Origin of the sequence: Microvirga flocculans ATCC BAA-817, from assembly GCF_000518665.1 — a bacterium.
In the GTDB taxonomy this organism is placed as follows: domain Bacteria; phylum Pseudomonadota; class Alphaproteobacteria; order Rhizobiales; family Beijerinckiaceae; genus Microvirga; species Microvirga flocculans.
Genome location: NZ_JAEA01000016.1, coordinates 48,075 through 62,784 on the forward strand (window position 1 = coordinate 48,075; position 14,710 = coordinate 62,784).

The 14,710-nt window shown below is 65.1% G+C and carries 11 protein-coding genes; all 11 read left to right on the forward strand.

The annotated features are described in order from the left end of the window. The first annotated feature begins 9 nt into the window (after window positions 1-9). Window positions 10-681, forward strand: coding sequence for a response regulator transcription factor (locus L879_RS0116575; RefSeq protein ID WP_027317095.1), 672 nt, complete (start codon window positions 10-12; stop codon window positions 679-681). Further along, complete coding sequence (locus L879_RS0116580) at window positions 678-2,075, forward strand: sensor histidine kinase (RefSeq protein ID WP_027317096.1); 1,398 nt, start codon at window positions 678-680, stop codon at window positions 2,073-2,075. Before L879_RS0116575 ends, L879_RS0116580 begins: the two co-directional genes overlap by 4 nt. Window positions 2,076-2,140: 65 nt before the next feature. Continuing rightward, on the forward strand, window positions 2,141-3,241 hold the full coding sequence (gene ccmI, locus L879_RS0116585; RefSeq protein WP_027317097.1) for a c-type cytochrome biogenesis protein CcmI: 1,101 nt from the start codon (window positions 2,141-2,143) through the stop codon (window positions 3,239-3,241). Beyond that, entirely contained in the window at window positions 3,238-3,696 is a 459-nt protein-coding gene (gene ccmE / locus L879_RS0116590; RefSeq protein ID WP_027317098.1) for a cytochrome c maturation protein CcmE, read from the forward strand. Before ccmI ends, ccmE begins: the two co-directional genes overlap by 4 nt. Before the next feature lie 28 nt (window positions 3,697-3,724). Further along, on the forward strand, window positions 3,725-5,707 hold the full coding sequence (locus L879_RS0116595; RefSeq protein WP_027317099.1) for a heme lyase CcmF/NrfE family subunit: 1,983 nt from the start codon (window positions 3,725-3,727) through the stop codon (window positions 5,705-5,707). Between the two features lie 3 nt (window positions 5,708-5,710). Next, window positions 5,711-6,175, forward strand: coding sequence for a cytochrome c-type biogenesis protein (locus L879_RS0116600; protein ID WP_027317100.1), 465 nt, complete (start codon window positions 5,711-5,713; stop codon window positions 6,173-6,175). Window positions 6,176-6,279: 104 nt separating this feature from the next. Then, the gene (locus tag L879_RS0116605; protein WP_027317101.1) at window positions 6,280-7,494 is read left to right on the forward strand and encodes a S1C family serine protease; all 1,215 of its coding nucleotides are present in this window, start codon (window positions 6,280-6,282) and stop codon (window positions 7,492-7,494) included. Between the two features lie 139 nt (window positions 7,495-7,633). After that, window positions 7,634-8,332: a winged helix-turn-helix domain-containing protein gene (locus L879_RS0116610; RefSeq protein ID WP_027317102.1), complete on the forward strand. Its 699-nt coding sequence runs from the start codon at window positions 7,634-7,636 to the stop codon at window positions 8,330-8,332. A gap of 10 nt (window positions 8,333-8,342) precedes the next feature. After that, a complete protein-coding gene (locus L879_RS22020; protein ID WP_035459929.1) occupies window positions 8,343-9,791 on the forward strand; it encodes a HAMP domain-containing sensor histidine kinase in 1,449 nt (482 codons plus the stop codon). 90 nt (window positions 9,792-9,881) lie between these two features. After that, window positions 9,882-12,833: a bifunctional [glutamine synthetase] adenylyltransferase/[glutamine synthetase]-adenylyl-L-tyrosine phosphorylase gene (locus tag L879_RS0116620; RefSeq protein WP_027317103.1), complete on the forward strand. Its 2,952-nt coding sequence runs from the start codon at window positions 9,882-9,884 to the stop codon at window positions 12,831-12,833. Window positions 12,834-13,665: 832 nt separating this feature from the next. Further along, window positions 13,666-14,710: calcium-binding protein (locus L879_RS23890; RefSeq protein WP_161634676.1), on the forward strand; the 1,045-nt coding region annotated here is incomplete at its 3' end.

Genomic DNA, 14,710 nt, shown 5'->3' on the forward strand with positions numbered 1-14,710 from the left:
GCTCGGAACGTGCGCCTACTCGTTGTCGAGGACGACAAGAACCTCAATAAGCAGATCGTGACCGCCCTTGAGCAGGCGGGCTACGCGGTGGATGCCGCCATGGACGGCGAGGAAGGGCAGTTTCTGGGCGAGACCGAACCCTATGACGCCATCATCCTCGACCTCGGCCTGCCGAAGGTGGACGGCGTCTCCGTTCTGACCGCCTGGCGGCGCGAGGGGCGAAAGACCCCCGTGATCATTCTCACCGCCCGCGACCGCTGGAGCGACAAGGTCCAAGGCTTCGATGCCGGAGCTGATGATTACGTAACGAAACCTTTCCACATGGAAGAGCTCCTGGCCCGCGTGCGCGCCCTCCTGCGCCGCTCGACCGGCCACGCCACGAGCGAGATCACCTGCGGGCCCGTGAAGCTCGACACCCGCTCCGGCCGCGTGGCGGTGGACGGCAACCCCGTGAAGCTGACCTCCCACGAATACCGGCTCCTATCCTACCTCATGCATCACACGGGGCGCATCGTCTCGCGCGGTGAGCTGACCGAGCACCTCTACGATCAGGATTTCGACCGGGATTCGAACACCATCGAAGTGTTCATCGGTCGCCTGCGCAAGAAGCTCGGCGTCGACATCATCCAGACCGTCCGCGGGCTGGGCTACCTCCTCGACGCGAGCCAGACCAAGCCGTGACCGGCTTGCCGCCGTTCGTGAGGCGTTTCGCCAGCCGGCCCATCGCGGTCCGCCTGGCGGTTTCCTCCGTCTTCTGGAGCTTCGTGATCCTGCTGATCGCGGGGCTCATTCTCTCGACGCTTTACCGGGACAATACGGAGCGCTCTTTCGACCAGCGCCTCCTCGTCTATGCCAACACGCTGGCCTCCAACCTCGTCGGGCCCGGCGATCCCGACCGCGATCTGGGGCCTATCGGCGATCCGCGCTTCGAGCTGCCCCTGTCGGGATGGTACTGGCAGGTGGCGCGGCCCAACGCGGCGCCGGGCGAGCTTCGTTCCTCGAAATCCCTTTTCGGCGGGCAGCTGCCCGGTCTCGCGGCGGACGACGACCGGTTCGGCCAGATCCGGCGCGGCTACGGCAAGGCGCCGGACGACCGCAACCTGCGCATCGTCGAACGCGATATCGATCTCGGCGAGGACGGGCGCTACATCATTCGCGTGGCCGGACCCGCCGACGAGATCGAAGGGGCGGTGCGCGATTTCATCTTCGCGCTCACCGTCACCTTCGCCCTGCTGGGCATGGGCCTCGGCTTCACCACGCTGCTCCAGATCCGCTTCGGCCTGCGGCCGCTGGCCAATCTCCGCAGTGCGCTCGGCGCGATCCGGCGCGGGGAGGCGGAGCGCATCGTCGGCGAATATCCGCGCGACATCTCCCCGCTCGCCAGCGAACTCAACCTGCTTCTGGATACGAATCGCGAAATTCTCGAGCGCGCCCGCACGCAGGTCGGCAACCTCGCCCATGCGCTCAAGACCCCGCTTAGCGTCATCATGAACGAGGCGGAGAACGCGCCCGAGGACGTGGCCGCGAAGGTCCGCGAGCAGGCAACCCTCATGCGCGATCAGGTGAATTACTACCTCGACCGCGCTCGCGCGGCGGCTCTGGCGGGAACGCTCGGGACGCTCACCGAGGCCGAGCCCGTGATCGCCGGGCTCGTTCGCACCTTCGCCAAGATCTACCGGGACAAGGATCTGGAGATCGAGCTGGCGATCCCGCCGGGGCTGCGCTTCAGGGGCGAGAGGCAGGACCTGGAGGAGATGGCGGGCAACCTCATCGACAACGCCGCCAAATGGGCGGCGCGCAAGGTGGTCGTATCGGTCGAGGTTCTCCGCGACGACGACCGGCCGCGTTTCCGGCTGCTCATCAATGACGACGGTCCCGGCCTGCCTGAAACGGCGCGGGCCGAGGTGCTCAAGCGCGGCCGCCGGCTCGACGAAACGAAGCCCGGCTCGGGCCTCGGCCTCTCCATCGTCAGCGACCTTGCGGCCCTGTATCGCGGCTCCCTGAGGCTCGACGCTTCGCCCATGGGCGGCCTGCGATCCATCCTCGAACTCCCAGGGGATAGGAGTTCGCCTTAAGGACTTTTACGCGTGACACCGTGCCACCGTCGTGCTTCACGGGGACACGGGGTAAATAGGACTTTATGGTGATCTGGATTATCCTTCTGGCAATGACGGCGGCAGCCGTGATGGCGGTGCTCTGGCCGCTGTCCCGCCACCATGCCATCGAGCGCCAAGCCGACCCGGATACGCAGTTCTACCGTGAGCAGATCGCCGAGATCGAGCGGGACCAGGCTCGCGGCGTGCTGCTGGCCAGCGAGGCGGAGGCCGCGAAGGCCGAGGCCGGGCGCCGCCTCCTGCGGGCGAGGGGCCTTCAGGACGATTCCGTGGCCGCCGTCGGTGAACCGGCCCTGCGCCGCCGCCGCGCCGCTTCGACCCTGGCCCTGTCCCTCATCCCCATCCTGGCGCTCGCTACTTATGAAATCTACGGCTCGCCGCATCTCCTGAGCCAGCCCCCGGGCATGCAGGTCCAGCGGCAGGCGGACAGGATGGAGCTTCAGCAGGCCGTGGCGCAGATCGAGGCTCATCTCGCCAAGAACCCGCAGGACGGGCGTGGCTGGGAGGTTATCGCTCCGGTCTATATCCGCATGGGGCGCATCGACGATGCCGTGAAGGCTTATGAAGCGGCCGTCCGCTACCAGCCGCCCGATGCGGACCGTTTCGCCAATTACGGCGAGGCCCTGGTGCTCGCCAAGGACGGGCTCATCTCCGCGGAGGCTCAGGCCGCCTTCGAGCAGGCGGTCAGGCTCGACCGGAACGCGGCCAAGGCCCGTTTCTATCTCGCTCGTGCGGCCGTTCAGGACGGGCAGATCGACAAGGCCAAGGCGGCTTATGAGGAACTTCTGGCCCTGGCTCCGGCCGATGCCCCATGGGTGGGCGCCGTAAGGCAGGAACTGGCGGCTCTGGGAGCCACGCAGCCTGAGCAGGCGGAAGGCACGGCGCCACAGATCGGCCCAGAGGCCATCGCGGGCATGGTGGCAGGTCTCGCCAACCGCCTGGAGACCCAGGGAGGCTCGGCCGAGGAATGGGCGCGGCTGATCCGCTCCTATGCGGTGCTCGGCCAGCGTGATAAAGCCACCGACGCCGCTCGGCGCGCCCGGGCGGCTCTGGCGCAGGATGCCACCGCGTTGAAGACCATCGACGCGATGACTCAAGAACTGAAACTGACCGACGCTCAGCCATGACGAGAAAACAACGCCGCTTGACCCTGATCGGTGTCGCAGGATGCGTCCTCGCGATTGCCCTCGGCCTCGTGCTCTACGCCATGAACGACACGATCGTCTTCTTCAACTCGCCCGCGGATATCCAGGCGAAGAACGTGCAGCCCGGCACGCGCATCCGTCTCGGCGGGCTCGTGAAGGATGGCTCCGTCCAGCGCGGCGCCGATCAGCGGATCACCTTCGAGGTGATGGATGCGGAGGCCGTGATCAAGGTGAACTATACGGGCCTGCTGCCCGACCTGTTCCGCGAGGGGCAGGGGGTCGTGGCCGAGGGCGTTCTCGAAAGTCCCACCGTTTTCCGTGCGGATTCCGTTCTCGCCAAGCACGACGAGAACTACATGCCGCGCGAGGTGGCCGATACGCTGAAGAAACAGGGGCACTGGCAGGGCGAGGCCAATGCCGCGCCCAAGACCCAGTAACCGAACGCCGTAGGAAGGGAGAACCCTCGTGTTGGTCGAGGCCGGACATTTCGCACTCGCGCTTGCCCTGGGGTTGTCGCTGATTCAGTTCGTCGTGCCGCTCTGGGGCGCGCGCGCCAACGACCCGGTGCTGATGACGGTCGCGCCCGCGAGCGCGCTCGCGGTGTTCGCCTGCATCGCTTTTTCGTTTCTCGCCCTCACATCCGCGTATCTGAATTCCGATTTCTCGGTGCTGAACGTCGTCCAGAATTCCCATTCGGCGAAGCCGCTGGTCTACAAGATCTCCGGCGTCTGGGGTAATCATGAGGGCTCCATGCTGCTCTGGGTTCTGATCCTCGCCCTGTTCGGCGGGGTCGTCGCGCTGGCGCGCAACAGCATCCCCATGCGGCTTCAGGCGAACACGCTCGCCGTTCAGGCGGCCGTCACCATCGCTTTCCTGCTCTTCATCCTCACGACCTCCAATCCCTTCACGCGCGTCGTTCCTGCGCCGCTGGAGGGGCAGGACCTCAACCCGCTGCTGCAGGATCCCGGCCTCGCGATCCACCCGCCGCTGCTCTACATCGGCTATGTGGGCTTCTCGATCTCTTTCGCCTTTGCCTGCGCGGCGCTCATCGACGGGCGCATCGATGCGGTCTGGGCGCGGATCGTGCGTCCCTGGACGCTGGGCGCCTGGGCGTTCCTGACGCTGGGCATCGCCATGGGCTCCTACTGGGCCTATTACGAACTCGGCTGGGGCGGCTGGTGGTTCTGGGACCCGGTGGAGAACGCCTCGCTGATGCCGTGGCTCGCGGGCACGGCGCTCATGCATTCCACGGTGGTCATGGAAAAGCGCGATGCGCTGAAAGTCTGGACGATCCTGCTCGCCATCCTGACCTTCTCGCTGTCTCTGCTGGGCACCTTCCTGGTGCGCTCGGGCGTGCTGACCTCAGTGCATTCCTTTGCCGTGGATCCGGAACGCGGCACCTTCATCCTCGGCATCCTCATTCTCTTCATCGGCGGTTCGCTTTCGCTCTTCGCCTGGCGTGCGCCCATGCTCAGGCAGGGCGGTCTTTTCGCGCCGGTGTCCCGCGAGGGCGCGCTCGTCCTCAACAACCTGTTTCTCGCGACCGCCTGCGCGACCGTGTTCATCGGCACGCTCTATCCGCTGGCGCTGGAGGTGCTGACCGGCGAAAAGATCTCCGTCGGCGCGCCCTTCTTCAATTTCACGTTTCTGCCCCTGATCGTGCCGTTGCTGCTACTCCTTCCGCTCGGCCAGACGCTGGCCTGGAAGCGCGGCAACTTCCTCGGCACCGCGCAGCGCCTCTATGCCGTGTTCGGCCTTTCGCTGCTCGTCACCGTTGCCCTCTTCGCCTTCGCCTATGGCGGCCCGGTGGCCGCGCCCCTCGGCGTTGGCCTCGGCGTCTATCTGGTTCTCGGCTCCCTGAACGAGCTCGTGACGCGCTCCTGGTCGAAGGGCACGCCCCTGGCCGTTGCGTGGCGCAAGGCCAAGGGCCTCCCGCGCTCGACCTGGGGCACGGCCATCGCCCATGCGGGCGTGGGGCTCTCCGTGATCGGCATCGCCGCCACTGCCTGGGGCGTGGAGGGGCTCGGCTCCCTGAAGCCCGGCGAGCGCCTCAAGGCCGGCGATTACGAGGTGCGGCTGGAGCGCGTGATCCCGCGCATCGAGGCCAATTACCGCGAGGATGTCGCCGTCCTGACGGTGTTCGATTCCGGCCGTGAGATCGGCACCCTCGAGACCATGAAGCGGCTCTACGTGACCCGCGGTATGCCGACGACGGAGGCGGGCATCCTGACCACGGGCCTCGGACAGGTCTATGCCAGCCTCGGCGAGATGCAGGCTGATGGCTCTATCGGCGTGCGGCTCTACTACAAGCCCCTGGTGCTGCTGATCTGGATCGGCGCGCTCGTGATGGCGGCGGGCGGGGCCCTGTCGCTGACCGACCGGCGGCTGCGCATCGGCGCTCCGGCGCGCACGAAGGCGGCTCCGCCTGCCGCAGTTCCCGCGGAGTAGGCCATGCGCTTCGTCCTCGCCCTCATCGCAGCCCTTCTGCTCGGCGGCCCCGTCCTCGCGGTGCAGCCGGATGAGGTGCTCAAGGATCCCGCGCTCGAAAAGCGCGCCCGTGAGATTTCAGCGGGCCTGCGCTGCCTCGTCTGCCAGAACCAGTCCATCGACGATTCCGACGCGCAGCTCGCCAAGGATCTGCGGATCCTCGTCCGGGAGCGCCTCGTTGCCGGCGACACGAACGACGAGGTCGAGACCTTCCTCGTCCAGCGCTACGGCGAGTTCGTGCTGCTCAAGCCAGCCTTCGGCACGCATACCCTGCTGCTCTGGCTCACCCCGGCCCTGGTGCTCGTCCTCGGGGGGATCGGGGCCTATGTGGCCCTGAGGCGGCGTCCGCAACCGGCCGCTGCGTTTCTCGACGAAGAAGAGAAGAAGGCGCTGGAGGCCCTGCTCGGCCGGGACAACTCCGCCTCCTGAGCAAACCTTACCAACATTTCATCCTGAGGTGAGGGTGCTGTAAGGGGTCCAACCCCATCTTGTTCCCATGACGAGCCCAAGAGGGTTCCTCAAGGAGACAAGACATGATGGACAAGGCTTTCACTTCCACCCGCAAGCGCACCATGAAATGGCTCGGCGCAGCGGCCGTGGCCGCGCTCATCGCGGGCGGCGCTGTCGAGAGCGGTCTGGTTGCTCCCAATCCCGCCCATGCCGAGCTGCGCTCCATGTCGCAGCCGATGCAGGGCCTGCCGTCCTTCGCCGACATGATCGACAAGGTGAAGCCCGCCGTGGTCGCCGTGAAGGTCAAGGTGCAGAACGTCGCCGCCCAGGGCGACGACGAGGACGGCCAGCAATTCTCGATGCCCGATTTTCCGCCGGGCAGTCCGATGGATCGCTTCTTCCGCCAGTTCCGCGACCAGCTTCCCGGCCGTGGCGAGCGCGGCGACCGGCCGAACCGCCCCCGCCAGTTCGGCCAGGCTCTCGGCTCCGGCTTCTTCATCTCGGCCGACGGCTATGCGGTGACGAACAACCATGTCGTCGAGAACGCCTCCCAGGTCACGGTGACCATGGATGACGGCAAGGAATACAACGCCAAGGTGATCGGCACCGATCCGAAGACGGACCTCGCCCTGCTCAAGGTCGAGGGCGGAAACGACTTCCCCTATGTGCGCCTCGCGTCCCAGAAGGCCCGGATCGGCGACTGGGTCCTGGCCGTCGGCAACCCGTTCGGGCTCGGCGGAACGGTGACGGCGGGAATCGTCTCGGCCCAGCACCGCGACATCGGCGCAGGCCCCTACGACGATTTCATCCAGATCGACGCCCCCGTGAACAAGGGAAATTCCGGCGGCCCGACGTTCAACCTCTCCGGTGAGGTCGTGGGCGTGAACACGGCGATCTACTCTCCCTCCGGCGGCAGCGTCGGCATCGCGTTTGCGATCCCCGCGAGCACGGTCGAGCAGGTCGTGGCCTCGCTCAAGGACAAGGGCTCCGTGACCCGCGGCTTCATCGGCGTGCAGATGCAGCCGGTGACCAAGGAGATCGCCGAGGCCATCGGCCTGAAGGAGCCCAGGGGCGCTCTCGTGGCCGATACGGTCAAGGACAGCCCCGCCGCCAAGGCAGGTGTCCGCACGGGCGACACCATCGTCGCCGTCGACGGCGAGCCGATCAAGGAGGCGAAGGACCTGTCCCGCAAGGTGGCGAATGTCGCCCCGGGCAAGACCATCTCGCTCACCCTCTACCGCGAGGGCAAGGAGCGGACCGTCACCCTCGAGGTCGCGAGCCAGCCGAAGGGCGCCTGATCCTCGGGACAACGGCACAGACACCAGGCTTTCCTGTTGATTGCCCCTGTCTCCTGGTGTCTTCTGCCCCCGGCGGGCCGGTCTCTCCCTCCAGGGCCGGCCCGCCGGCGGGCTTTTTTAAGGCGTGGCGTTCAGGCTTATGCGGATACTCATCATCGAGGACGACAAAGAGGCGGCCTCCTACCTCGTCAAGGCGTTTCGCGAAGCGGGCCATGTGGCGGATCACGCCGCCGACGGCCTCGACGGCTACGCCATGGCGGAGGCTGGGGATTACGACGTCCTCGTGGTCGACCGCATGCTGCCGAAGCTCGACGGCCTTTCCCTGATCCGCTCCCTGCGCGAACAGAAAGTCGAGACGCCGGTCCTGATCCTCTCTGCGCTCGGCCAGGTCGATGACCGGGTCAAGGGGCTGCGCGCCGGGGGCGACGATTATCTGCCCAAGCCTTACGCCTTCTCCGAGCTGCTCGCCCGCGTCGAGGTTCTTGCGCGCCGTCGCAGCACCGCCCCCAATGCAGAGCCGACGGTCTATCGCATCGCCGATCTCGAACTCGACCGCCTGTCCCATCGCGTCACGCGCTCGGGCCAGGAGATCGTGCTGCAGCCGCGCGAGTTCCGGCTGCTCGAATACCTCATGAAGAACGCCAGCCAGGTGGTCACGCGCACCATGCTGCTGGAACATGTGTGGGATTATCATTTCGATCCGCAGACCAACGTGATCGACGTTCACGTCTCGCGCCTGCGCGCCAAGATCGACAAGGGCTTCGACAAACCCCTCATCCATACCATTCGCGGAGCCGGATACATGGTGCGCGTCGGCGCCGAGGGGGACGAGGAATGAGCGTGCCGCCATGAACGCCTTCCTGAGTGCTCTGGGCAAGCTGTTCCGCACGACCGCCTTCAAGCTGTCCTTCGCCTATCTCCTCGTCTTCACCATCTTCGCCTTCGTCGGCCTGGGCTATGTGGCCTGGAACGCGCAGAGGCTCCTCACCGATCAGTTCGTCTCCACGATCGATTCAGAGGTCAACAATCTATCCGACCAGTACAGCATGGGAGGGCTGCGCCGACTCGTGAACATCGTCGAGCGGCGCTCGCGCGCGCCGGGCGCCTTGCTCTATCTGGTCACGACCGAGAACGGCGAGCGGATCGTCGGCAATGTGGGCGCGTTGCCGCCCGATGTGATCGGCCGCGTGGGCCAGTTCGAAACTCTCTACAACCGCACGGAAGAGACGGGCACGAAGCCCGACGTCGCCATCGTCCGCGTCTATCTTCTGCCGGGGGGCTTTCGCCTTCTCGTCGGCCGCGACATCGGCGAGCGCATCCGCTTGGGCGACGTCATCCACCGCGCCTTCGGCTACTCGCTGCTCTTCATCGGCGTGCTCGGATGCCTCGGCAGCTGGTTCATCGCACGGCGCGTGCTCAAGCGCGTCGACGACATGACGGAGATCACGCGCCATATCATGGCGGGCGATCTCGGCGGGCGGCTGAAGGTGGCCGGGACCGGGGACGAACTCGACCGTCTGGCGCAGAACCTCAACGACATGCTCGATCGCATCGGCGAGCTGATGCGCGGCATGCAGGAGGTCTCTGACAACATCGCCCATGACCTGAAGACGCCGCTGACGCGCATGCGCAACAAGGCCGACGAGGCACTGCGCGCCGCCAGGACGCCCGATGAACTGAAGGCGGCGCTCGAGGCAACCATCGAGGAAAGCGACAACCTCATCCGCATCTTCAACGCATTGCTGATGATCGCCCGGCTCGAGGCCGGCAATGCCCGCGAGGGTTTGGCGGATTTCGATGCCGCCGAGGCTGTGCGCGACATGGCCGAGCTCTACGAGGCGCTGGCCGAGGAGGCGAATGTTTCGCTGGACCTCTCCATCGAGGACGACCTGCCCATCCACGGCAGCCGCGAGCTTCTGGGCCAGGCTTTGGCGAACCTCCTCGATAATGCCCTCAAATATGGCGCCGCGACCGATCCCTCCGCCAAGGATTTCAGCGCCAAGACGGTTACCGTTTCGGCGCATCGCTCCGACGGCGAGGTGCGGATTGTGGTCGCCGACCGCGGTCCCGGCATCCCGGAAGCCGAGCGGGGCAGGGTGCTGGAGCGCTTCGTCCGCCTCGAGACGGCGCGCTCGCGCCCCGGCTTCGGCCTTGGGCTCAGCCTCGCCGCCGCCGTGGCGCGCCTTCACGGCGGGATACTCAGGCTTGAGGATAACGAGCCCGGATTACGGGTGGTTCTGGCCCTCCCTCTCAAGGCCGCGGAAATGCCCCAGCCGCCTCTGCAATCGGCCGCTTAAATCTTAAAGATGAGGGCATAACGGCACTTTTCGATTGCCTCCGGCGTGCCGGCATGGACACTCGGCGCGATAGGAACCGAAGAGATTGCCGTGCCGGATTTGAACGACACCCTCCTCAGCCGCCTGACGAAAGCCCCTCTCGTCGCCGATCAGCGGCGGGCGAAGGCGCAGCTGAAGGATTTCATCGACCGGGTGCGGAACGAGCCCGAGGCGGCCCCTCTCCAGGAGCATCTGGGCGACGGATTTTTTCGCGACCTCCTGCTGGCGCTTGCCGATCACTCTCCCTTCCTCTGGCAGCTGATCGTCAACGATCCTGCGCGCGTGGCGAGGCTGGCCCTCACGCCGCCGGAAGAGGCGCATCGCACCATCATCGACAATCAAGCCAATCTTTTCCGCGCCTTGCGCTCGGGTGCGATCACCCGCGACGACGCCGTGGGCGCCTTCCGCCAGAACCGCAACGCCCATGCGCTGCTCGTTGCCCTTGCCGATATCGGAGGCCTCTGGAGCACGGAGCAGGTCACGCAGGCGCTCTCGGACTTCGCGGACGCCTCCGTCGCCGGCGGCGTGAACTTGGTCCTGACCGAGATGGCCGATCTCGGCCGCGTTCATCTCCGGAACCCCGACGCGCCCGGTGAGGGCTCGGGCTTCACTGTGCTGGCTCTTGGCAAGCACGGGGCGGGAGAACTGAATTATTCGAGCGACATCGACCTCGTCATTTTCTTCGATCCCGAAACGACAGCGCTGCGCGATCCCTCCGAGGCCGCGACCTCTTATACCCGCATCGCGCAGCAGCTCGCCAAGCTCCTGCAGGAGCGCACGGCTGACGGCTATGTGCATCGCGTCGATTATCGCCTGCGCCCCGATCCGGGCTCGACGCCCACCGCCGTGTCTCTCGCCTCGGCCTATGTCTATTACGAAACCGTCGGACAGAACTGGGAGCGCGCGGCGCTGATCAAGGCGCGGCCCGTGGCGGGCGATCTCGCGCTCGGCGAAAGCTTTCTCGCGGAACTACGACCCTTCATCTGGCGCAAGTATTTCGACTTCGCCTCCATCGCCGATGTGCACGCCATGAAGCGGCAGATCCATGCGGTGCGCGGGCATGATGAGATCGCGGTGGCCGGGCACGACATCAAGCTCGGGCGCGGCGGCATCCGTGAAATCGAGTTCTTCGTGCAGACGCAGCAGCTCGTCTTCGGCGGACGCCGTCCGGCCCTGCGCGGACGCCGCACCCTCGACATGCTCAAGACCCTGCATGACGAAGGCTGGATCACGGCCAATGCGCGCGACGAACTCTCGCAAGCCTATCGCTTTCTGCGCACCATCGAGCACCGCCTGCAGATGGTGGCCGACGAGCAGACGCAGCGCCTGCCCTCCGACGAGGAGGAACTGAAGCGCTTCGCCAGGTTCTGCGGCCATCCCACGTTGAAGGCCTTCTCCAAAGCGCTCACGGATCAGGCGAAGATCGTGCAGGGGCATTATGCGCTGCTCTTCGAGGAAGGGCCGGAGCTCGCCACCGATGTGGGCAGCCTCGTCTTCACCGGCACCTCCGACGATCCGGAGACCCTCGCGACCCTCCAGCGCCTCGGCTTCCGCGAGCCCGAACGCGTGGCGGAAACCGTGCGCGGCTGGCATTTCGGCCGCCGTCCCGCGATCCAGAGCGCGCGTGCCCGGGAAGTGCTGACCGAGCTGACGCCTGCGCTTCTTTCGGCGTTGGGCGGCACTGCAGATCCGGATGGCGCTCTTGCCGCCCTCGACCGGGCTTTCGGGCGGATGCCGGCCGCCGTCGAGCTCCTTACCATCCTGCAATCCCACGACCGTTTGCGGCTTCTCTTCGCCGATCTGCTCGGTACCGCGCCGCGCCTTGCCGATACGGTCGCGCAATCGCCCCATGTGCTCGATGCGCTGATCGATCCCGCCTTCGGCACCCCCACGACCGACGAAGCCGTCATCGAGGACCAGGTGCGCCAATTGATCGGTCCGTCGCGCGACTTCGAGGATTTTCTCGATCGGGTGCGCGATGCGGCGCGGCAGATGCGGTTCGTGACCGGCGCGCGCTTACTTTCCGGCGTTCTCTCGCCCGCGCAGACGGGAGAGGTTTATGCGGCCATCGCGCGTGCCGTGATCCGGGCATCCTTCGAGCAGGTGCGCCGCGCCTTCGAAGCCGAGCACGGCATCGTACCGGGCGCGACAATTGCAATCCTCGGCCTCGGGCGTCTCGGAAGCCGTGAGCTGACGGCGGGTTCCGATCTCGACCTCGTGGTCGTCTACGATTTCGACGAGAACCTGCGTGAGAGTACCGGGCCGCGCAGCCTCGACGCGGTGGTCTATTATACGCGCCTGACGCAGCGTCTCGTCTCGGCGCTCACAGTGCCGACGCGACGCGGCCTGCTCTACGAGGTCGATCTGCGCCTGCGGCCGCAAGGCGGCAAGGGGCCTGTCGCCTCGCAGTTCAAGGGCTTCGTGAACTACCAGAAGACCGAAGCCGATCTCTGGGAGCACATGGCGCTCACCCGCGCCCGTGTGCTGGCAGGCGACCGGGAATTCGGCGCCATCGTCGAACAGGCCGTGAGGGATATCCTCATGGTAAAGCGTGATCCCAAGAACGCCTTCAAGGAAGTGCGCGCCATGCGCGAACTGATCGCGCAGGAGAAGGGCGACGACGATCCCTGGGATATGAAGCTCGCCCGCGGCGGCCTCACCGATCTCGATTTCATCGCGCAAGGTTTAGTGCTCGCGCATGCACACAAGTACTCTTCACTTATCGGTCTCTCTACCGAGGCCACTTTCGCAGAGGCTCAGGTCCACGGCCTCCTCTCCAACGATGACGTTAGGACACTCATTGAAGCCCATCGGATCCTCAACGACATCTTCCAGTGGCAGCGCCTGACCATTGAGGGCAAGTTCGACGCCGAGAAGGTGCCTCCGGTAATCCTAAAGCGGCTCGCGACGGTGGCGGGGTCACCGAGTGCGCAGGTGCTGAAAGAGACGTTGGGTGAAACTTATTGTCAGGTCGCAACCATATTCGACAAGTCCGTGAAGTAGAGACGGCCATATTTAATCGTCCTAGAATGTCGATGCGTACGATTTAACTTAGAGTTGTATTTTCCATTAGGAAGCATAACTAATCGTATCGGATTAACTAACTAGATCGAAAAGATTATTAGGAATCCTATCTGTCTAGGGAGTTATCCCCCACCTCAAGATCTGCTCGGAATCCAGGAAAGGTCGTTCGAGGCCGCAACAGGTGGGACTCATGGCAGCAGCAACTTTAGAAGCCTGGTGTTCTTGGCTCGAGAACCAGTACGGTGGCTCAATATCTTTCTGCCCAATCGGGAATGGAGGCTCAATCGTCACTCCAGGAACCCAAAACCAAGCAGGTACCTCTGCAACTGTTGGAACTCCTACGAATGGTTCAACAACGGAGAATAATGTTTCAACGGAGAATAATGTTTCCGGCCGTCCTTTTGATTGGTCCGAGTTCGCAGGTGTGACAGCAGGAATAACCCTTGTGAGTTATCTTGCTATCGATTCTGCGGTTTTTATTGCTTCCTTCAGTCCACTCAGCGCCGTCGCCCTCACCAGTGGCATCGGGGCTGAAGGCGCCACCCTTTCCGCCGCGGGCAGCGGTGGCAGCTTTGTCGTCCTTCCAATCGGTCTATTCATCGCCGGGCTCCTCTTAGGTCCTCCCAGAGACCCCAGAGAGATAGAGCAGGATACTGACTGGGGTGTCTCTACGGTCGGCTCAGACCCTGAAACTCCGGAGAATCCTCAGCCCGTCCACGAAGTCGCACAGTTCGCCGTCGGTGGGAACGCGTACTTTGTGGAAATTCTGCGAGGGACTGCCAAAGCTGACCACTTGGTCGGAAATGGATTTATGTCGGGTTTCGAGGGCGATGATACTCTCACTGGTGGCGACAGGGCCGACATCCTCATGGGCGGCTCTGACAATGATTTGCTGGTGGGCGGGCTCGGTTATGACATCCTGACCGGCGGTCTCGGCGCTGATATCCTTGATGGTGGCGAGGGTTTCGACCTCGCCAACTATGCGCAATCTTCTGCCGGTGTCGTCGCGAACCTATCGAACGCAGCCGAGAACACGGGCGAGGCGGCGGGCGACCGCTACAAGTCGATCGAGGGTGTCAATGGTTCGGCTTACAGCGATGAGCTTGTCGGCAACAACATCGCTAACGAACTCTCTGGCAGGGACGGCGACGACACCCTAGAGGGTCGAGCTGGGGCCGATCTGCTCGACGGTGGCGCTGGCTATGACTTTGCGAGCTACTATCATGCGGCCTCGGGCGTGGTGGCCAATCTGACGAACAGGACTGTGAACACCGGCGAGGCGGCGGGCGATGTCTATATGGATATCGAGGCGCTGGCCGGCTCACAGTTCGACGATCAACTCACCGGCAACAGCGACGGCAACAACCTCTACGGCCACGAGGGCAACGACCGCCTGTTCGGCCTTGCCGGACGCGACTACATCGTCGGCGGCGGCGGTGACGACGTGCTCGAGGGTGGTGCCGAGGGCGACTGGCTCATCGGCGGGGCTGGCACCGACTTCGTGGCGTACACCTCCGCTGTCACGGCCAACCTGTCCGACGCGTCGCAGAACACCGGCGAGGCGGCGGGCGACACCTTCGACAGCATCGAGGGCCTGATCGGCTCGGCCTATGCCGACAAGTTGGTCGGTAATGCGCAAGCCAACACCCTTGAGGGGCTCGACGGCGCCGACACGCTGGTCGGCGGCGCTGGTGGCGACGTGCTGCGGGGCGGCGACGGGGTCGACTGGGTGTCGTATGCCGATGCCGTGGGCGGGGTGAACGTGAGCCTTTCGGACGGGCGCGGTTATGCCGGCAGCCTGTCGGGCGGCGGCACCGAGGCGGCGGGCGATGTCTATGACGGCATCGAGAACGTCG

What these genes read in the sequence shown, in the direction of transcription:
- ccmI (WP_027317097.1), top strand. Translation starts at nt 2,141, where the DNA reads ATGGTGATCTGGATTATCCTTCTGGCAATGACGGCGGCAGCCGTGATG.
- ccmE (WP_027317098.1), top strand. Translation starts at nt 3,238, where the DNA reads ATGACGAGAAAACAACGCCGCTTGACCCTGATCGGTGTCGCAGGATGC.
- L879_RS0116600 (WP_027317100.1), top strand. Translation starts at nt 5,711, where the DNA reads ATGCGCTTCGTCCTCGCCCTCATCGCAGCCCTTCTGCTCGGCGGCCCC.
- L879_RS0116605 (WP_027317101.1), top strand. Translation starts at nt 6,280, where the DNA reads ATGATGGACAAGGCTTTCACTTCCACCCGCAAGCGCACCATGAAATGG.
- L879_RS0116610 (WP_027317102.1), top strand. Translation starts at nt 7,634, where the DNA reads ATGCGGATACTCATCATCGAGGACGACAAAGAGGCGGCCTCCTACCTC.
- L879_RS22020 (WP_035459929.1), top strand. Translation starts at nt 8,343, where the DNA reads ATGAACGCCTTCCTGAGTGCTCTGGGCAAGCTGTTCCGCACGACCGCC.